Origin of the sequence: Brevundimonas sp. (assembly GCF_044239655.1) — a bacterium.
Lineage (GTDB): Bacteria > Pseudomonadota > Alphaproteobacteria > Caulobacterales > Caulobacteraceae > Brevundimonas.
Map to the genome: position 1 here is coordinate 1 of NZ_JBIIAY010000058.1, position 18,787 is coordinate 18,787.

The 18,787-nt window shown below is 69.3% G+C and carries 20 protein-coding genes; 13 read left to right on the forward strand and 7 right to left on the reverse strand.

Annotated features, from left to right (window positions below; genetic code table 11):
- Positions 1-1,481: histidine--tRNA ligase (gene hisS, locus ACILQR_RS09325; RefSeq protein WP_395651166.1), on the forward strand; the 1,481-nt coding region annotated here is incomplete at its 5' end.
- A gap of 280 nt (positions 1,482-1,761) precedes the next feature.
- Here hisS and ACILQR_RS09330 read toward each other — a convergent pair.
- Together ACILQR_RS09330 and ACILQR_RS09335 are read right to left on the reverse strand one after the other, a co-directional pair.
- Positions 1,762-3,054, reverse strand: coding sequence for an MFS transporter (locus ACILQR_RS09330; RefSeq protein WP_395651167.1), 1,293 nt, complete (start codon positions 3,052-3,054; stop codon positions 1,762-1,764).
- Entirely contained in the window at positions 3,051-3,542 is a 492-nt protein-coding gene (locus tag ACILQR_RS09335; protein ID WP_395651168.1) for a cupin domain-containing protein, read from the reverse strand. The genes ACILQR_RS09330 and ACILQR_RS09335 overlap by 4 nt, the downstream gene beginning before the upstream one ends.
- A 65-nt stretch (positions 3,543-3,607) precedes the next feature.
- On the opposite strand from ACILQR_RS09335, the gene dapE reads away from it, so the two are divergent.
- The 5 genes from dapE to ACILQR_RS09360 all read left to right on the forward strand — a co-directional run bounded on the left by dapE (position 3,608) and on the right by ACILQR_RS09360 (position 6,905).
- Entirely contained in the window at positions 3,608-4,846 is a 1,239-nt protein-coding gene (gene dapE / locus ACILQR_RS09340) for a succinyl-diaminopimelate desuccinylase (protein ID WP_395651169.1), read from the forward strand.
- Between the two features lie 10 nt (positions 4,847-4,856).
- Entirely contained in the window at positions 4,857-5,576 is a 720-nt protein-coding gene (locus tag ACILQR_RS09345; RefSeq protein ID WP_395651170.1) for a heme ABC transporter permease, read from the forward strand.
- Between the two features lie 4 nt (positions 5,577-5,580).
- The gene (gene ccmD / locus ACILQR_RS09350; RefSeq protein WP_395651171.1) at positions 5,581-5,781 is read left to right on the forward strand and encodes a heme exporter protein CcmD; all 201 of its coding nucleotides are present in this window, start codon (positions 5,581-5,583) and stop codon (positions 5,779-5,781) included.
- Entirely contained in the window at positions 5,778-6,359 is a 582-nt protein-coding gene (locus ACILQR_RS09355) for a redoxin family protein (protein WP_395651172.1), read from the forward strand. The genes ccmD and ACILQR_RS09355 overlap by 4 nt, the downstream gene beginning before the upstream one ends.
- A 321-nt stretch (positions 6,360-6,680) precedes the next feature.
- Positions 6,681-6,905 (forward strand): hypothetical protein, encoded by a 225-nt coding sequence (locus tag ACILQR_RS09360; protein WP_395651173.1) that lies wholly within the window; start codon positions 6,681-6,683, stop codon positions 6,903-6,905.
- Between the two features lie 24 nt (positions 6,906-6,929).
- On the opposite strand, the gene ACILQR_RS09365 is transcribed toward ACILQR_RS09360, so the two are convergent.
- From ACILQR_RS09365 to ftsY, 4 genes are all read right to left on the reverse strand, one after another.
- Entirely contained in the window at positions 6,930-7,097 is a 168-nt protein-coding gene (locus ACILQR_RS09365; protein ID WP_395651174.1) for a hypothetical protein, read from the reverse strand.
- 90 nt (positions 7,098-7,187) lie between these two features.
- Positions 7,188-7,838 (reverse strand): MarR family winged helix-turn-helix transcriptional regulator, encoded by a 651-nt coding sequence (locus ACILQR_RS09370; protein WP_395651175.1) that lies wholly within the window; start codon positions 7,836-7,838, stop codon positions 7,188-7,190.
- 136 nt (positions 7,839-7,974) lie between these two features.
- Positions 7,975-8,658: an inner membrane-spanning protein YciB gene (locus ACILQR_RS09375; RefSeq protein ID WP_395651176.1), complete on the reverse strand. Its 684-nt coding sequence runs from the start codon at positions 8,656-8,658 to the stop codon at positions 7,975-7,977.
- Positions 8,659-9,612: a signal recognition particle-docking protein FtsY gene (gene ftsY / locus ACILQR_RS09380; protein ID WP_271145437.1), complete on the reverse strand. Its 954-nt coding sequence runs from the start codon at positions 9,610-9,612 to the stop codon at positions 8,659-8,661.
- A gap of 149 nt (positions 9,613-9,761) precedes the next feature.
- Between ftsY and ACILQR_RS09385 the strand changes: the two genes are divergently transcribed.
- The 7 genes from ACILQR_RS09385 (at position 9,762) to ACILQR_RS09415 (ending at position 16,442) form a co-directional block, all read left to right on the forward strand.
- Entirely contained in the window at positions 9,762-11,807 is a 2,046-nt protein-coding gene (locus ACILQR_RS09385; RefSeq protein WP_395651177.1) for an NAD(+) synthase, read from the forward strand.
- A 9-nt stretch (positions 11,808-11,816) separates the two neighbouring features.
- A complete protein-coding gene (locus ACILQR_RS09390) occupies positions 11,817-12,041 on the forward strand; it encodes an alkylphosphonate utilization protein (RefSeq protein WP_271145439.1) in 225 nt (74 codons plus the stop codon).
- A gap of 263 nt (positions 12,042-12,304) precedes the next feature.
- Positions 12,305-13,357 (forward strand): GTPase ObgE, encoded by a 1,053-nt coding sequence (gene obgE, locus ACILQR_RS09395; protein ID WP_395651178.1) that lies wholly within the window; start codon positions 12,305-12,307, stop codon positions 13,355-13,357.
- Positions 13,358-13,473: 116 nt separating this feature from the next.
- The gene (locus ACILQR_RS09400; protein WP_395651179.1) at positions 13,474-14,136 is read left to right on the forward strand and encodes a nicotinate-nucleotide adenylyltransferase; all 663 of its coding nucleotides are present in this window, start codon (positions 13,474-13,476) and stop codon (positions 14,134-14,136) included.
- 125 nt (positions 14,137-14,261) lie between these two features.
- Positions 14,262-14,705 (forward strand): ribosome silencing factor, encoded by a 444-nt coding sequence (rsfS, locus tag ACILQR_RS09405; RefSeq protein WP_395651180.1) that lies wholly within the window; start codon positions 14,262-14,264, stop codon positions 14,703-14,705.
- Positions 14,706-14,874: 169 nt separating this feature from the next.
- Positions 14,875-15,339 (forward strand): 23S rRNA (pseudouridine(1915)-N(3))-methyltransferase RlmH, encoded by a 465-nt coding sequence (gene rlmH, locus ACILQR_RS09410; RefSeq protein ID WP_395651181.1) that lies wholly within the window; start codon positions 14,875-14,877, stop codon positions 15,337-15,339.
- Complete coding sequence (locus ACILQR_RS09415) at positions 15,339-16,442, forward strand: murein hydrolase activator EnvC family protein (protein WP_395651182.1); 1,104 nt, start codon at positions 15,339-15,341, stop codon at positions 16,440-16,442. Before rlmH ends, ACILQR_RS09415 begins: the two co-directional genes overlap by 1 nt.
- A gap of 42 nt (positions 16,443-16,484) precedes the next feature.
- Here the strand turns inward: ACILQR_RS09415 and ACILQR_RS09420 are convergent.
- Positions 16,485-18,787: ATP-dependent DNA helicase (locus ACILQR_RS09420; RefSeq protein ID WP_395651183.1), on the reverse strand; the 2,303-nt coding region annotated here is incomplete at its 5' end.

An 18,787-nucleotide genomic window follows, 5' to 3' on the forward strand; every position in this document is an offset into this window, starting at 1 on the left:
GCCCCGAAGCCCGCGCCCCCCGTGGCTTTGCCGACCGCCGCGGTGCCGACCTGGTCGCCCAGCGCCGGATCGTGGCGAAGGTGTCCGAGGTCTATGAACGCTGGGGTTTCGAACCACTGGAGACCGGCGCGTTCGAATACGCCGATGCGCTCGGCAAGTTCCTGCCTGACGCCGACCGTCCCAACGAGGGCATCTTCGCCCTTCAGGATGACGATGACCAGTGGATGGCCCTGCGCTACGACCTGACCGCGCCGCTGGCCCGGTTCGCCGCCGAGCAGTGGGAAACCCTGCCCAAGCCGTTCCGCCGCTATGCCTTCGGTCCCGTCTGGCGCAACGAAAAGCCCGGCCCCGGCCGGTTCCGCGAGTTCTGGCAGTGCGACGCCGACACCGTCGGCTCCGACCGCCCCGAGGCCGACGCCGAGATCATCGCCATGGCCTGCGCCGGGCTCAAGGCGGCGGGGCTGGAGGACGGCCAGGCCGTGGTCCGGGTCTCGAACCGCAAACTGTTCGACGGCCTGTTCGACGCCGGTGGCGTGACCGATCCGGTCCAGCGGCTGACGGCCCTGCGCGCCGTGGACAAGTTCGACCGGCTGGGCTGGGAGGGGGTTTCGGCCCTGCTCGGCGAAGGCCGGCTGGACGAGAGCGGCGACTACACCAAGGGCGCGCGGCTGCCGACCCCGGTCGCCTCGACCATCCAGGCCTTCCTGGCCTGCGCCGGCGATCCGACCCTGACGCGGGCGCAGACGCTGGACGCCGTCGCCGCGACCGGCGGGCTGGGTGCGGCGGGCGAGGCCGCGCTCGCCGAACTGTCCGGCATCGACACGGCCCTGACGTCCATGGGGGTGGCCCAGGATCAGGTGCGGTTCGACCCCACCATCGTGCGCGGGCTGGAATACTATACCGGTGCCGTCTTCGAGGCCGAACTGTTGCTCGACACCACCGACGAGAAAGGCCGTCCCGTGCGGTTCGGCTCGATCGGCGGCGGCGGGCGCTATGATGACCTGGTCGCGCGCTTCACCGGCCAGTCGGTCCCGGCGACCGGCTTCTCGTTCGGGGTGTCGCGCCTGGCCTCGGCCCTGCGGGCGGCGGGGCGGACGGATGCGGCGCGGCGCGGACCCGTGGTGGTCATCGTCTTCTCCCAGGACGACATGGCCCACTACCTCGATGCGGTCGCCGAACTGCGCAACGCCGGGATCGCCGCCGAACTCTATCTCGGCCGGGCGGGCATGAAGGCCCAGATGAAATATGCCGATCGCAGGAACGCCCCCGCGGCCGTCATGCTGGGCGGCGACGAGATCGCGGCCGGTCAGGTCACCATCAAGGATCTGGACGCCGGACGCATCCTGGCGGCGGGCGTGGCCGACAACGAAGCGTGGAAAGCGGCGCGTCCGGGACAGTCGACTGTGGCCCGCGCCGATCTCGTGAGAACCATTCGCACGATTATCGACGAACCTTCGATAAATACCTCGACTCACGGATGAGTTATTGACGATTACTCACAAAAGTGCCTGATTTCGCTTGGGCCTAGATTGACCCCACACGGCCGTTGGGGTCATTTCCCCTCACACCGGACGGCGAGGCGCGGAAGCGCACAAACGCTGGATGGAGGCGTTTCGGGGAGGAAACGTCCGCTCCACAGAGAGCGTGAAAGCCCGCTGCGATGTATCCCCCGCAGCGGGCTTTTTCGCGTCTGGATGCCTGTTTCGTCGCTTCGCGACGCGCCACTTGAGCGCACTCCCTCCCCACGAGGGGGAGGGAGCCTCACTCCAGCCGATCCGCCTTCCGCAGTCCCGGGAACATCGCGGCCCAGGCACCCGTGGCGGCCAGCGCGCCGAAGCCACCGACGACCGCCGCTCCGACGGCGCCCAGGATCCGCACCATCACGCCCGAATAGGCCTCGCCCAGTTCGTTGGACGCCCCGATGAACAGCATGGACACCGACGACACCCGTCCGCGCATGTGGTCGGGTGTGGCCAACTGGATCAGGGTCTGGCGGATATTGACGCTGATCATGTCGGCCGCCCCGCCGACGAACAGGGCCGCCGCCGACAGCCAGACGATCCGCGACAGGCCGAAGGTCAAGGTGGCCAAGCCGAACACCGCCACGGCCGCGAACATCCACACCCCGCCATGCCGGACGATCGGGAACCGGCTCAGATAGATGGCCACCACCATGGCACCCACCCCGAACGAGGCGCGCAGCAGGCCGAAGCCTTCGGGTCCCACATGCAGGATGTCGCGCGCGAAGATCGGGGTCAGCAGGGCCACGCCGGCCATCAGCACGACCACCAGGTCCAGCGAGATCGCCCCGAACACCACCTTGGTCTGCCACACATAGGCCAGCCCCTCCTTGACCGATTCGAGCGGGGACAGGGGGTTGGTCTGGGGCGCGGGCTTGCCGCCGGTGCGGATCAGGATGAAGGCGGCGGCACCCATCAGGAACAGACCCAGCGACACCGCATAGGCCAGGGGCACATTGACCCCGACGATCACCCCGCCCAGGGCCGGGCCCGCGATGGCGCCGGTCTGGAAGGCGATCGACTGGGCCGCGATGGCGGGCGGCAGGGCACGACGGCCGACGACCATGGGCAGGAAGGCCTGGCTGGCCGGGGCGAGGAAGGCCCGCGCCGCCCCAAACACGGCGGCCACGATCAGCAGCCCCCACAGGGGCGGCGAACCGTGCAGCGCCATCAGCAGGTAACCGACGGCGCAACTGGCCTCGACCAGGACCGAGATCCACACCGTCTTCTTGCGGTCGCGCCGATCGGCCATGGCCCCGGCTGGCAGGGTGAAGGCCAGCAGCGGCAGGAACTGGCAAAGACCGACCAGACCCAGATACAGGCTGGCCTGCTCCACCGGATGATCCCGGCGCGCGATCTCATAGACCTGCCACAGCAGGGCCGAGGACTGGATCTGGATCGCCAGCACGGCGACCACCCGCCCGAACCACAACAGGCGGAAATCGCGAATGCCCCACGGGCTTGCGGGCCCTTCAGGCGGTGCCGGCGGAAGGGGAGGGACGGCAGGGCCGGTCTCGAGTGTCTCGGTACTCACGTGCGCCGATCATGCTTGGGGTACGGCGAGCCGTCCCGGTGAAAATAGCGGTCCGCGCCGAGCGGCAGGACCATGTCGATACCGGGATAGTCGGCCCCGTCGCCGGTCGGATTGCGCGTCCCGACCTCCAGCAGAACCGCCTCGGCCCCCGATCGGTTCTCGATCCGGTGGCCGTTCGGAACGCCCGCCTTGAACCCCGCGCAGTCGCCCGCGACCAGCACCGTCTCGGTCAGCGGTTCGCCCTCCAGCCCCTCGACCAGCACGACCTCGCCCGACACCACCCAGACGAACTCGTCCTCGGTCAGATGCCAGTGGCGCTGGCTCGACCAGGCCCCGACCGGCAGGCGCAACAGATTGACCCCGAACTGGTCCAGCCCCGCCGCATCGCCCAGTCGCGAGCGTCGACGCGGCAGACATGGGCCGGCGAAGGCCTCGGGATAGGAGGTTCCGTGCCCGGTCGGAGCCGCATCCAGATCGATCTTCGGCATCGGCGTCCCCTTCCCGGCCGTCAGGGCCTTCTCGCAGTCGCGCAACGTCCCTAAAGCATAGGTCCATGAGCGCCGCATCAACTCCTGTCATTGATCCTGTCGAACTGACCCAGGCCCTGATCCGCCGCCCGTCGGTGACCCCCGCCGACGCCGGGGCCATGGACCTGCTGCAAAGAATGCTGGAGGGGCTGGGCTTCACCTGTCGCCGGATGCCGTTCGAGGGACCGGGGGGCGAAGGCGTCCACGCCCGGATCGAGAACCTCTATGCCCGGCGCGGGACCGCCTCGCCCAACCTGTGCTTCGCCGGCCATACGGACGTGGTCCCGACGGGGGCCGAGGCCGGCTGGTCCGCCGATCCGTTCGAGGCCGAGATCCGCGACGGGATCCTGTACGGCCGGGGCGCGGCGGACATGAAGGGCGGCATCGCGGCCTGGGTCGCGGCGGTGTCCGCCGTGCTGGCTGACGGTGAACCGGGGGGATCACTCTCCTTCCTCATCACCGGCGACGAAGAAGGCCCGGCCCTGCACGGCACCAAGCGGGTGGTCGAAACCCTGCTGGCCGAAGGGGAAGTCATCGACGCCTGCGTGGTCGGCGAGCCGTCATCGCAAAACCTGCTGGGCGACATGATCAAGATCGGCCGGCGCGGCTCGCTGAACACCTGGATCACCGTCCACGGCCGTCAGGGTCACGTCGCCTATCCCCATCGCGCGGCCAATCCGGCCCCGGTGCTGGTCCGGCTGCTGGCCCGGCTGGACGCCTGGGTGGTGGACGAGGGCTATGAGGCCTTCCAGCCGTCGAATCTGGAAATCACCACGATCGACATCGGCAACGGCGCGACCAATGTGATCCCGGCGCAGGCGAAGGCGCGGCTGAACATCCGCTTCAACCCGGCCCAGACCGGCGACGGCCTGATCGCGCATCTGGACGCGGAGGCGGCCCGGGTGGCGGCCGAGAGCGGGCTGGAGATCACGCTGGAGCATATGTGTTCCGGCGAGGCCTTCCTGACCCCGCATGGGCCGTTCGTCACGGCGGTCCAGGACGCGGTCGAGGCCGAACTGGGTCGGCGCCCCGAGGCCTCGACCACCGGCGGCACCTCCGATGCCCGTTTCATCCGCAGCCTGTGCCCGGTTCTGGAGCTGGGTCTGGTCGGCCAGACCATGCACCAGTTCGACGAACGGGTGCCGGTGGAAGAGATCGTGGCCCTGACCGGCGCTTATCGAAGGATCATCGAGTCCGTGCTCGGCCGGTCCGGGGCGACGGCCGCGACCACCGGCGCGCTTGCCGCTGAGGGGCGTGGCGCGTAAGCGGACCGCCATGTTCGGCCTCGCCAACCCTGCCCGCTTCATGCGCTTCACCGGCCCGCTGGTGCCCTGGCTGTGGGCCGTCGCCGCAGCGCTGCTGGCCGTCGGAACCTGGCTCAGCTTCACCGCGCCCGGCGACTATCAGCAGGGCGACACGGTGCGGATCATGTTCGTCCACGTCCCGGCCGCGTCGCTGGGCACCATGGTCTATGCGGCTCTGGGGATTTCCAGCTTCTTCGCCCTGGTGTTCCGCCATCCGCTGGCCGACGCCGCCGCCCGCGCCGCCGCCCTGCCGGGCGCGGCCTTTACGGCCCTGGCCCTGATCACCGGTTCGCTCTGGGGTCAGCCCATGTGGGGGACGTGGTGGGTCTGGGACGCGCGGCTGACGAGCGTGCTCGTGCTGTTCCTCTTCTACCTCGGCTATATGGCGCTGCGGTCCTCGATCGACGACGAGACCAAGGCCGGGCGCGCCGCCGCCGTCCTGGGTCTGGTCGGGCTCATCAACCTGCCGATCGTGAAGTTCTCGGTCGACTGGTGGAACACCCTGCATCAGCCGGCGTCGCTGCTGCGCGCGGGGGGCTCCAGCCTCGACCCAGTCTTCCTGACTCCGCTCCTGACGATGATGGCCGCATACGGCGCCCTGTTCCTGGCCATCTGGCTGACGGCGATCCGCACCGAGGTGACCCGCCGCCGCGTCCTGACCCTGCGCGCCCGCGCCGCCGTGGGAGCCTGAAGCCATGCCCGACCTCGACATGACCCCCTACGCCGCCTTCGTCTGGCCCGCCTGGGGCATCAGCGCCCTGGTCCTCGCCGGCCTGGTCGTCCGCGTCGTCGTCGCCGCGCGCCGCTGGAAGGCTGAACTGCGTCGGCTCGACAAGGAGGACACCGCCGAAGGCCGCCCTCAAGTAGCGCAGAGCGCGGTAGGGCCAGAACAATGAACCGCTGGCTCGCGGTGATCCCCCTGGTGGCGCTCGTCGCCCTGACCGCCCTGTTCATCGGCTGGTCGCTGAAGCGCGACCCGGCCTACAAGCCCGACGCCGCCGTGGGCCAGACGGTGCCCGAGACCGTCCTGCCCATCCTCGCCGGCGGCGTGGCGGGCCCCCAGAACGTGGACATCCGCACCGCCGGTGTCGGACGGCCGATGATCGTCAACCTGTTCGCCTCCTGGTGCGCCCCCTGCCGGATCGAGCATCCCCGGCTGCTGGCCCTGAAAGAGCGCGGCATCGCCGTCGTCGGCATCGCCTACAAGGACGAGCCCGAGGCGACCCAGGCCTTCCTCGACGAACTGGGCGATCCCTATGCCATGGTCCTGGTCGATCGCGAGGGCCGGGCCGGTCTCGACCTCGGCGTCTCCGGGGTGCCCGAAAGCTTCGCGGTGGACGCCATGGGCCGGGTCGTGGCCAAGTCCTCAGGGCCCCTGCTGACCGACGCCGACGTGGACCGCCTGGTCGCCGCCCTCGTCGCCCCGCCCCGCCTGCCGCCCACGGCGACCCAGCGGTCGCGGCCGTCGCAATAGGCGAAAGGGTTCATCACAAAGGACACCAAGGGATCACGAAGATCACCAAGAGATCGCACACGTCGCTGCGGACTGTACCCATCGAGCGCGGTCTCACCGAGAAGCGAAATGGCGGCAAAGCCGCCCTTCATTCCGGGCACATATCGGATTGCCGGTCGCGACCTCGAAACCTCTTCGGCCCCGTCTCGTGTCCTTGGTGATTCCTTGGTGTCCTTTGTGATGAACCTGCGTCTGCACGGAGGGCATCGGTTGGAGCTGTCGCTGCGCTCCGCCGAAACCGGCGTTAACCCTTTTCCGCCCGACGCGCGTTAACCATAGCGCATGAGCACGATCCGTCCCGACCTGCCCGCGATCCCCGCCCCGACCGGCGGCACCGCGCCGGCTGTCCGCGCAGCCCAGGCCGACTTCTTTCGCGCCGCCATGGCCCAGGTCGGCGGCTATGCCCAGGCACCGGCCGCCCCTGCGCCGGCCGCGGCCGAAGCACCAAAAGCCGCACAGGGCGATCGCCCCGTCCGGCCCGGCAGTCTTCTCGATATCAGGGTCTGAACGACCGCGCCGACACGGCCGGCGTCAGTTGACGGGCGCAGCCTCGGGCACAGGCGGTTCGGCGTCTTCCTCGACGAACCAGTAGCCATAGGTCACGGGGCACATATCGATCGCCAGAATCCGGGGCTCACCCGGTCGCGACCGACAGACTCCGGGCGACACGAAATCGACGATCCAGTCGAGCACAGCCATCGTAACCTCCCGACCGCTCTTCGGCGGCCTGAAAGGAAATCTGTACCCATCGCGCCCGGCTGTAAAGCCTCGGCCGCCGGGAGCCCTGCGTCAGGAGACGGGTTCGACCGCCACGACCGGCGCCTTGGCCTTCTTGGGCTTCTTGTCCTTCTTCACCGGCCGGACCTTTTCGGGATCACCGGGCGCCGCCTTGTCGGTGCCGTCCGCCTTGCGCGCCAGTTTCTCGGCCTTCCTGGCCTCCTTCTGGGACTTCTTGGCCGCCTTGACCTCGGCCTTGGCCAGATCGGGGGCGGCGTCGGCGGCGTTGGCCAGATCCGACAGAAGTTCGATGAACCCCTCGCGCTTGCCCTTGGGCAGCAGGGCCAGGATTCGCCGATCGGCCGCCTCGACACGGGGGCGGGCGGCCTCCAGCAGGGCCGTTCCGGCCTCGGACAGTTTCACCGCCTTGGCGCGGGCGTCGATCGCCGACTTCTCGCGCTCCAGCAGCCCCTTGGTCGTCATCCGGGCCACCAGGTCGGCCAGGGTCGAGCGATCGATGCCGGTGGCGCGCACCAGATCGGTCTGGGTCAGGCCGCTCTTGGCCGAGACCGCCTCCATGACCGCGAACTGGCGCTGGGTCGGGCCGTCGGCACCGGCTTCCTCGGAATAGATGTCGAGCGCCAGTTGCAGCACCCGGTGCATCAGATGGCTGGGCGATTCCGCCAGGGCCCCGCTGCGCTTCGACTTGCCGGACTTCACCATGGTCGAACTTCCCTTGAGGCGGACGATCGCCCCCGCGCTCAAGCAGCGCGAAGCGCGTTAGCGCCACTAACATGTCGTGGACGGAGGGTTATCAGCCGGGCTTTACGGTTTCGCGACAACGGCAAAGCCGTGCGTCTCAGGGCGCGGTATCGGGTCGAGCCGGCGCTGTCGCATCGACCGGGGCGTCCGACACCAGGTTCTTCATGATCAGCGGCACATTGGCCAGTCCGAAGGCGGACGAGGCGATCCACAGCACGCCGCGGAAGCTGACCCAGACGTCGGCCGGATCGATATCCGCCATGCCCATGCGCGCCGCCGCCCAACCGACCAGGGCCTCGGACCGGACCAGTTCGTTCACGATGGCGACCGCCGCGAAATAGAATCCGTAACGGATCGTCAGGATGCGCCACGCCCGGTCGTTGACCGGAATGACCGACCCCAGCAACGCCTTCAGCGGCTCCTTCTTCAGCCAGACCCCGCCCAGCAGGGCGACGGCCAGGGACGCATTCAGCACCGTCACCTTCAGCTTCACGAACAGGTCGTCCTGAAACACCAGGGTCAGGACCCCGAACACCAGGGCGAATCCGCCGACAAGCAGCGGCATCAGGGCCAGGCGCTTTTCGACCAGCAGCCCGACCGCGATGGCCACCGCTGATCCCGCCACCAGCCCCCAGGTCGCCTGGACCAGGGCCTCGGACCCCGGCAGGCCCTTCACATAGCGGAAGAAAACATAGACGGCGGCGAAGGCGGCCAGCGCCCCGAAATCCACCACCTGACGCACCCAGGTGGGGGGTTTGCCCGTTTCATGGGTGTCGCTCATTCAGTCCTCCAGCCCGACCAGTGAACGAGAGAACGCGCGGGCGTCGAAGGGTTGCAGGTCCTCGATCCCCTCGCCGACCCCGATCAGCTTCAGCGGCGCATCCGACGCCTGGGCCACGGGCACCAGGACCCCGCCCCGCGCCGTGCCGTCCAGCTTGGTCATCACGATGCCCGAGACGAAGGCGGTGCGCCCGAAGATCTGCTCCTGGGCCAGGGCGTTGCGCCCCACCGTGGCGTCGAGCACCAGCAGGGTCTCGTGAGGCGCCTCCGGCTCGATCTTCTTGAGCACCCGCACGATCTTGAGCAGTTCGTCCATCAGGGCCGACTTGTTCTGCAGCCGCCCGGCGGTGTCGATCAGGACCACGTCATAGTTCTCGGCCCGCGCCTTGGTATAGGCGTCGAAGGCCAGCCCGGCGGGGTCGGCGCCGTCGCGGCGGCTCTCGAAATCGGCCCCCGCGCGCTCGGCCCAGACCTTCAGCTGTTCGCGCGCGGCGGCGCGGAAGGTGTCGCCGGCGACGATCATCACCTTGGCGCCCTTGCCGGTCAGGTCGGCGGCGATCTTGCCCAGGGTCGTGGTCTTGCCCGATCCGTTCACCCCGACGAACAGCACCACATAGGGCTTGATGCCGCCCGCCACGCCGTCGGGCCCCAGCGGATCGAAGGTGGCTTGCCTCGGGAGCAGTTCAGCCGCAACGGCTTCGGCCAGGGCCTCCTTGACCTCGCGCTCGTCCGACACCTTGCCGAAGCGCAGGGCGCGGAAGCGTTCGACGATCCGGTCTGTGGCGGCGGGGCCCAGGTCGCTCTCGAGCAGATGCTCTTCCAGCCGCTCCAGCGCCGCCTCGTCGAGCGGCTCCTTCGTCATGCCGCCGACGACCGTCTCGGTGATCTGTTTGGAGGACCGCGCCAGACCGTCCGACAGACGCTGGAACCAGCCCTTCTTGGGGGTATCGTTCATAGGCAGGGCTTTAGCGGGCGGATGGGACGCCGTCACGCAGGGATCGAATCCTTCTCGCCTTGCGGGAGAAGGACGCGCGTTTTGGTGTCGTCGCGCCGGACTGATAGAAGGGTTCGACTTCATCCAAACCGGGATGAGCGGAAAATCTGATGCCCGAAGCCCACCCCTTCTTCAGCGCCCGCACCCACGGCTTCGTCCGCGTCGCCGCCGCGACCCCGGTCGTCCATATCGCCGACCCAAAGGCGAACGCCGCCGAACACGAGGCCCTGATCCGTCAGGCGGCCGAACAGGGCGTCGACCTGATCGTCTTCCCCGAACTATCCCTCAGCGCCTACGCCATCGACGACCTGCACATGCAGGCGGCCTTGCTGGAGGAGGTGGAGGCGCAGATCGAGCGGCTGGCGGCGGTGACGGAGGAGACCGGCGTGGTCGCCGTGATCGGGGCGCCGATCCGCAGCGGCGACGCACTGTTCAACTGCGCGGTCGCGATCGGCGGCGGCGAGGTGCTGGGGGTGATCCCCAAGACCTATCTGCCCAACTACCGGGAGTACTACGAGAAACGCTGGTTCGCCCCGGCCCCGGCGCGGACCGAGGACAGCGTCGTCCTGAACGGCGAGACGGTGGATTTCGCGCCCGGTCTGATCTTCGAGGCCGTGAACCGGCCGGGCTTCGTCTTCGCGGTCGAGATCTGCGAGGACTTCTGGGCGCCGCAGCCGCCCTCGACCCGCGCCGCGCTCGCCGGCGCCCGCATCCTGCTGAACCTTTCGGCGTCGAACATCGTCATCGGCAAGGCGGACGAACGGGCCATGCTGAGCGCCAGCCAGTCGTCGCGCGCTATTGCCGCCTATGTCTTCACCGCCTCGGGTTGGGGCGAGAGCACTACCGACCTGGCCTGGGACGGTCAGACGACCATCCATGAACTGGGCGCCAAGCTGGCCGAGGGCGAGCGGTTCGCCCTGACCTCGCACCTGACCGTGGCCGATGTGGACGTGGACCGGATCGGCCTGGACCGGCTGCGCAACGGCACCTTCGCCGAATGCGTCCGCAACGAGGGCGAGGCGGCGACCGTCGTGCCGTTCGAGGCGCAGGAGTCGGTGGTGACCGGCCCCCTCCTCCGCCCCCTCGACCGCTTCCCCTTCGTCCCCGACGATCCCGCCCGGCTGGATCAGGACTGCTACGAGGCGTTCAACATCCAGGTTCAGGGCCTGATGCGGCGCCTGAAATCGACGGGGTCGAAGAAGATCGTCATCGGCGTCTCGGGCGGGCTGGATTCGACCCAGGCCCTGCTGGTCGCCTGTCGCGCCTTCGACCGGCTTCAGATGCCGAGGACCGATATCCTGGCCTTCACCATGCCGGGCTTCGCGACCTCGGACGGGACGAAGTCCAATGCCTGGAGCCTGATGACGGCGCTCGGCGTCACCGGCGCGGAACTCGACATCCGCCCCGCCGCCGAACAGATGCTGAAGGACATCGGCCATCCGTTCGCCGACGGACAGCCGGTCCACGACATCACCTTCGAGAATGTGCAGGCAGGCCTGCGCACCGACTATCTGTTCCGGCTGGCGAACCAGAACCACGGCTTCGTGCTGGGCACCGGCGACCTGTCGGAACTGGCGCTCGGCTGGGCCACCTATGGCGTCGGCGACCATATGAGCCACTACAACGTCAACGGCGGGGTGGCGAAGACGTTGATCCGGCACCTGATCCGCTGGGTCGCGGACCGCGACGACATGGCCAGCGCCGCCGACACCCTGAACGCCATCCTCGACACCGAAATCTCGCCCGAACTGGTCCCCGCCGGCGCGGACGGGAAGATCCAGTCCACCGAGGCCACCGTCGGCCCCTATGCGCTGAACGACTTCTTCCTGTTCTACATCACCCGCTTTGGACTGAAGCCCTCAAAGGTCGCCTATCTGGCCCATCAGGCCTGGGGCGACGCCTCGCGCGGGGCCTGGCCGATCAACACGCCGGATGAGGAGAAGGTCGAATACGACCTGGCCACCATCAAATTCTGGTTGCGCAAATTCCTGATCCGTTTCTTCCAGACCAGCCAGTTCAAACGCTCGGCCCTGCCCAACGGCCCCAAGGTCGTGACCGGCGGCTCCCTGTCCCCCCGCGGCGACTGGCGCGCACCCTCGGACGGCAATGCGCGGGTCTGGCTGGATGAACTCGACGCGAATGTTCCGGAGGCGTAAGGGGCGCGGATGACCGACACCCCGACCAAGGATTCCAACGGCAACCTTCTCGCCGACGGCGACAGCGTGACCCTGATCAAGGACCTCAAGGTCAAGGGATCGGGCGGGGTGACGCTGAAGCGCGGCACCCTGGTCAAGAACATCCGCCTGACCGACGACGAGGCCGAGATCGAGGCCAATGTCGACAAGGTGCGCGGCCTCGTCCTCCGGACCGAGTTCGTCCGGAAAGCATAGCTCCTTCTCCCCTTGCGGGAGAAGGTGGCCGAGCGAAGCGAGGTCGGATGAGGGGTCACGCCAATCTTTGATGTCGGCGTCGAAAGCACTCACCCTCGACACCGAGCTACCCCTCATCCGTCAGCCTTCGGCTGCCACCTTCTCCCGCAAGGGGAGAAGGAAGTCCGCCTGCCTGTAAATCGCCGCTCTCTTCGGCTATAGGGCCTGCGCTCAAGCAGCGAGCGACCGCGTCGCGAGCGTTAGCGCCCTAAAAAGTCTCCCCGATGAAATTCCTCGACCAGGCCAAGATCTACATCCGTTCCGGCAATGGCGGGGCGGGCTCCGTCTCGTTCCGGCGCGAGAAATTCATCCCCAACGGCGGGCCGGACGGCGGCGACGGCGGCAATGGCGGCTCAGTCTGGATCGAGGCGGTCGAGGGGCTGAACACCCTGATCGACTATCGCTATCGCCAGCATTTCAAGGCCGACACCGGCCACCACGGCCAGGGCCGCCAGATGCACGGCGCCAAGGGCGAGGACGTCGTGCTCAAGGTTCCCGTCGGCACCCAGGTGCTGGGCGAGGACAAGGAGACGGTCGTGCTGGACCTGACCGAGATCGGCCAGTCCGAATGCCTGCTGCGCGGCGGCAATGGCGGCTGGGGCAATGTCCGGTTCAAGGGGCCGGGCAACCAGGCCCCGCGCCACGCCAATCCCGGCCAGGAAGGCCAGGAGATGTGGATCTGGCTGAGGCTGAAACTGATCGCCGACATCGGCCTGGCGGGCCTGCCCAACGCGGGCAAGTCGACCTTCCTGGCGGCGTCCTCGGCGGCCCGGCCCAAGATCGCCGACTATCCGTTCACGACCCTGGCCCCCAACCTGGGGATGGTCGATCTGAGCCCCGGCGAGCGGTTCGTCATCGCCGACATCCCCGGCCTGATCGAGGGGGCGTCCGAGGGCGCGGGCCTCGGCGTCCGGTTCCTGGGTCACGTCGAACGCTCGGCCTCGCTGATCCATCTGGTCGACGGCACCCAGGACGATGTCGCGAGCGCCTATCGCATCATCCGCGGCGAACTGGATGCCTATGGCGAGGGCCTGGCCGACAAGACCGAGATCCTGGCGCTGAACAAGATCGACGCCCTGTCCCCCGACGAACGCGAGGCCAAGGCCGCCGAGCTTGAGGCCGCATCCGGCAAGCGGCCCATGCTGGTCTCGGGCGTCTCGGGCGAAGGCGTGTCCGAACTGCTCCGCGCCGCCTGGGCCGAGGTGCGCAAGAACCGTGGCGAAATCGACGAAGAGGGCGACGTGATCCCGAGCACCGCCGCGGGCTGGGCCCCCTGAAGGCCTCGGTCTCTGCTGCACCGCGTCAAGGAATCTGACGCGACAGTCCGTTCCCGGCGTGTTAGCGCAAGACTGAGCATAAGCCGCCCTTCTCGTAACGCCGAGCGCCGACCGCCTTGTCCTTCTTCCACGCCGGTCCCGCTCCCCAGACGTCCGGCCCCCGCGCCGGGGCGTTGCGCGACGGGCTGAGCCTCGCGCCCGGGATGCGGGTCGGCCTGTTCGGCGGCTCGTTCAACCCGGCCCACGACGGCCACGCCCACGTCGCCGAGACCGCCATGAGCCGGTTGCAACTCGACCGCGTCGTCTGGCTGGTCTCGCCCCAGAACCCGCTGAAGGGCCGGCACGAGACCGCGCCCCTGGCCGAGCGCATGGCCTCGGCCCGGGCCCACGCCCACGGCCCCGCCATGATCGTCTCGGATTTCGAGACCCGCGCGGGCACCACCTGGACCATCGACACCCTGCGCACGCTCAGGGCCCGCTATCCCAATGTGCATTTCGTCTGGCTGATGGGCTCGGACAATCTCGAAAGCTTTCATCGCTGGCGCGGCTGGACCGACATCATGCGGATGATGCCGGTGGCGGTGGTCGCCCGGCCGGGCTCGATGCTGGAAAGCCGTGCGGCCCCGGCGGCGCGTCGGTTCGCCGGTTTCCGGGTCTCCTCGGACGAGGCGCGGGTGCTGGCCGACATGACCGCCCCGGCCTGGACCTATCTGACGGCGCCGCTGAATCTCAGCTCCTCGACCGCGATCCGCAGGGCCGCCCGGACCGGCTCCGCTTGAGTCAGGTGACCTAGCGCCCCATCTGTGCTAGAGACCCGCTTTAGTCACCACCCCGGAGCCCTCCGCTGACCCCCTCGCCCGCGTACGATACGCAAGACGACGCCGTTTCCAACACGGCCCACGAGATGGACGATTTCGAGCCCATCCACGCCGAAGACGGGGAAGAGGCTTCGGGTTTCGACGGTCCCCGGTCCGGTGAGCACCGCGGCGTGCTTCCGGCTGGCAGCAATGCCCTTGAGACCGCCATCCTCGCCAAGCTCGACGACGACAAGGCCCAGGACATCGTCCTGATCGATCTCAAGGGCAAGTCGCCCATGGCCGACACCATGATCGTGGCCTCTGGCCGCTCGCACCGCCACGTCGGTGCCCTGGCCGACCACCTGCTGCGCACCCTCAAGGAACACGGCCTCGGCAAGGCCAAGGTCGAGGGCCTGCCGCACTGCGACTGGGTTCTGATCGACGCCGAGGATGTCATCATCCACCTGTTCCGGCCCGAGGTGCGGATGTTCTACAACATCGAAAAGATCTGGGCCGTCGACAGCGCCCACCGCACGCCGACGGCGGTCTAGGTTTCCTTCTCCCCTTGCGGGAGAAGGTGGCAGCCGAAGGCTGACGGATGAGGGGTCACACGGAACACTGGGCTGGGGAGATGGCGCTCAAGCTGTCGCGACGGCATGACCCCTCATCCGACCTCGCTGCGCTCGGCCACTTTCTCCCGCAAGGGGAGAAGGATAACCGATGAAAATCTCCATCCTCGCCATCGGCAAACCGGGTCGCGGTCCCGAGGCCACCCTCGCCGCCGACTATGCCCAGCGAGCGACCCTGTCCGGCCGCGCCCTGGGCCTCGGTCCGCTCGACCTGATCGACCTGGACCCCCGGAAACCCGGCAAGGCCCCAGAGGCCGAGCTGATCCTCGCCTCGGCAGAAGGCGCGCACCTGATCGCCTGCGACGAGCGGGGCAAGGCGTATTCCAGCCGGGCCTTCGCCGACCACATCGCCGGCTTGCGGGATCGCGGCGAGCGGCGGCTGGTCTTCGCCATCGGCGGCGCCGACGGGCTGGACCCCAGCGTGCTGGCGGCGGCCGGATCGACCCTGGCCTTCGGGCCCCAGACCTGGCCCCACGCCCTGGCCCGCGCCATGCTGGCCGAACAGGTCTATCGGGCCGTGACGATCCTGGCCGGATCACCCTATCATCGCGACTGATGAAACGGTTCGCCACCGCCCTGCTGATCCTGCTCGCCGTCGGCCCGGCCGCGAGCCTGCGTGCCCAGGATCAGGCCCTCGAGACCGGAGACACCCAAGCCACCGACCTGCGCTCGCTCCAGGCCGAGTATCGCGACGAACAGGTTCGCGCTCGTCGCCTGCGCGCCGACGCCGTCGATGCACAGTCCGAGCTGGCGGCTCTGGAGCGCCAGCTGTCCGCCCTGCGTCAGGCCCGCGACACCGACGACGCCCAGCTGAATGCCCAGCGCGCCCGCCTGTCCGAACTGGCCCGTCAGGAAACGGCCCTGGTCGCGGATCTGTCGGGGGAGCGCGCCGTTCAGGGCCGGTTGCTGTCGGCCCTGCAGATGATGAGCCGGCGCCCGCCACCACCCCTTCTGATCCCGTCCGACAAGGCCGTCGACACGGTCCGCGCCGCCATCCTGATGCGGGCCATGACCCCGGACCTCGCCCGTCGTGCCCGGATTCTGGCCGACCGTCAGGCCGAGATCACCCGCATCCGCCGCCTCGCCGTCCTGTCCAGCGAACGCCTTCTGACCGTCGAGAGTGCCCAGGGCGACCGGCGCGGCGAGATCGAGGCCCTGACCACGCGCAAGACCGCCCTGCTGGCCGTTCTGCGCGCCGACGCCCAGCGCAGCGAGCGCGCCGCGGCCGTGCTGGAGGCCCGTATCCGGGCTCTGGGCGGCACCGTCGGATCAGCGCCCGACACGGACGCGGAGCCCGTCGCCACCCGCCTGCCCGGCGGTCGCGCCCGCCTGACCTCGCCCCTGCCCGGCCTGCCCAGCGGCGGTTTCGGCGACGGATCGACCGGCCTGCGCTGGAAGGGTGACGGCCGCACCGTGTCCGCTCCCGCCTCCGCCGTCGTCGACTACGCGGGACCGCTCAACGGCTGGGGCCAGGTCGTGATCCTCGACCTCGGCCCCGGCTGGCGCGTCGTCCTGGCGGGTCTGGACAGCGTTTCGGTCGAGACCGGTGCCCGCGTCACCGACGGCCAGGGCCTGGGCAAGGCCGCCACCGACGGCGAGGTCTATTTCGAACTCCGCCGCGAAGACCGCCCCGTCGATCCGGGGCGCTGGCTGCAGTAAAAGTTTGGGACTACACACCTGCGCCGTTGGGGAGCTGTGCCTCTACCCCAGAAACCCCTTCGTCAGCTCGATCGCATCCACCAGACCCATGCGCTGGACCTCGGCACCGGGGGGCAGGCTGGCGAACAGGCGGGTGGGGGTGGCGGCGTCCAGCATGACGAAGACACCCTTGTCGTCGGCGCGGCGGATCAGCCGACCGAACGCCTGGGCGATTCGGGCGCGGGCCAGGCTGTCGTCATAGCCGCGCCCCCCCGACGAGGAGTTGCCGGCGGCCTCTCCGCCGAACTTGAGCCGCCGCGCCTTGTGCAACAGGTCGGGACGGGGCCAAGGGACGCGGTCGAAGGCGAGCAGACGCAGGGACCGGCCGGGCACGTCGACACCGTCGCGGACCGCATCGGTGCCGAGCAGGCAGCTGTCCTGTTCGGCGCGGAAGATGTCGACCAGGGCACCGACCTCCAGCGGATCGACGTGCTGGGCATAAAGGGGGATCTGATGTTTCGCCAGGTCGGGGCCGAGGCGTTCGTAGACGGCCTTCAGGCGACGAATGGCGGTGAACAGGCCCAGCGAGCCTCCCCCGGCCGCCAGGAACAGTTCGCGCATGGCCGCCGCCGTCTGGCGCGGGTCGTCCTTGGCCACGTCGGTGACGACGATGACCCGGCTGTTCGAGGCATAGTCGAAGGGGCTCTCGACCTTCAGCGTTCGCGGCGGGTCGATCAGCCGGGCCGAACCCGTGCGCATCCGCGCCATATCGAAAGGGTCACCGCCGCCGGCCTCGGCCAGGGGATCCGACAGGGTCGCCGAGGTCACGAGTACGCCGTGCGAGGGCAGGATGACGGCGGCCTCCAGCGGCACGGTCGGATCGATCCAGTGGCGGCGCAGGGCTACGTCGTGGATGCGACCGAACGCCGTCTCGACCGACAGCCAGTCGACGAAGTCCGGATCGGGCTGGTCACCCGCGTCCTGGAGCGCGGCCAGCATGGAGCGCCAGCCGGGCAGGGTCATGCGGGCGCGACGGTCCAGACCGCGCAGGGCCCCCTCGATCCGGGCTCGGGACGCGGGTTCCAGCTCGGCCGCCTCGTCGTCGAGGATGTCTTCCAGATGGCGAGCCAGGGCCAGCAAAGGCGCTTCGAGCGCGGCGATGGCCTGGGCCGCACCGCGCGCGGTCTCCAGCAGGGGCTCGGTCGCCGGGCGGACGGCGCATTCGGTGCCGAACTCCGACGACGCGGACGAGGCGGCCTCCGAGGTGCGGGCGCGGATCTGTTCCAGCGCGGCCATCAGGAACTGTTCGATCGGGCCGACGGGGTTCACCTCGCCGGACGGCGGGGCGATGCGGCCGGAGATGCCTTCGCCGGGGAAGGCGGCGGCGGCGCGGATGGCGTCCTGCAGCGCCTTTTGCGCGGCCGAGTCGTCGCCGACGAGGTCGCCGAGACGCTGTTCCAGCCCCCTGCCCCGCCGCCCGCGCCCCTCCGGCCCCCGGATCCAGCGGCGCAGCTCGGCCGCCTCCTGACCCGACAAACAGGCGGAGAACGCACTGTCGGCCGCGTCGAACAGGTGGTGACCCTCGTCGAAGACGATGCGTTTCAGGGCGGCGGTCTCGTTATCCTGTTTCAGGCCGCGCGCGGTGCGGGCCCCGTCGAAGGCGGCCTGGGTCATGACCAGGGCGTGGTTGGCGACGACCAGATCGGCGCGGCGGCTGGCGCGAATGGTCTTTTCCACGAAACAGGTGCGGTAGTGGGGACAGGCGGCGTGGACGCATTCGCCGCGCCGATCCACCAGATTGCCCGCCGACGCCTGCTGGCCCGCGCCCACGGCGAACAGGCCGGGCAGCCAGCCGGGGAAGTCGCCGCCGGTCATGTCGCCGTCGCGACTGTGCAGGGCCCAGCGACTGGTCAGGGCCAGGCCGATCAGGTCGCCGTTGCCCAACTGGGCCGCCTGAACCATGTCCTGAAGGTTCAGCAGACAGAGGTAGTTCTCGCGGCCCTTGCGCACGACGGTCTTCTTCTTGCGCACCTCGGGATCGGGCCAGAGGGCTGCGCTCTCGCGGTCGATCTGGCGTTGCAGGGCGCGGGTATAGGTGGAGACCCAGGCGGCCCCCTGGTTGCGCTCGGCCCAGACGGAGGCGGCGGCGAGGTAGCCCAGCGTCTTGCCCGTGCCGGTCCCGGCCTCGGCCAGCAGGACGCGGGGCCGCCCCTCTTCGTTGCGGGGCGAAAAGGCATAGGCGGCTTCGGCGGCATAGTCGGACTGGGTCGGGCGGGTCTCGTCCAGGCCCGAGGCCTGAAGCAGCTTGGCCAGACGGATACGAGCGGATTCGGAGTCCACGGCGGCCGACCCGGCCTCGCCGCGCG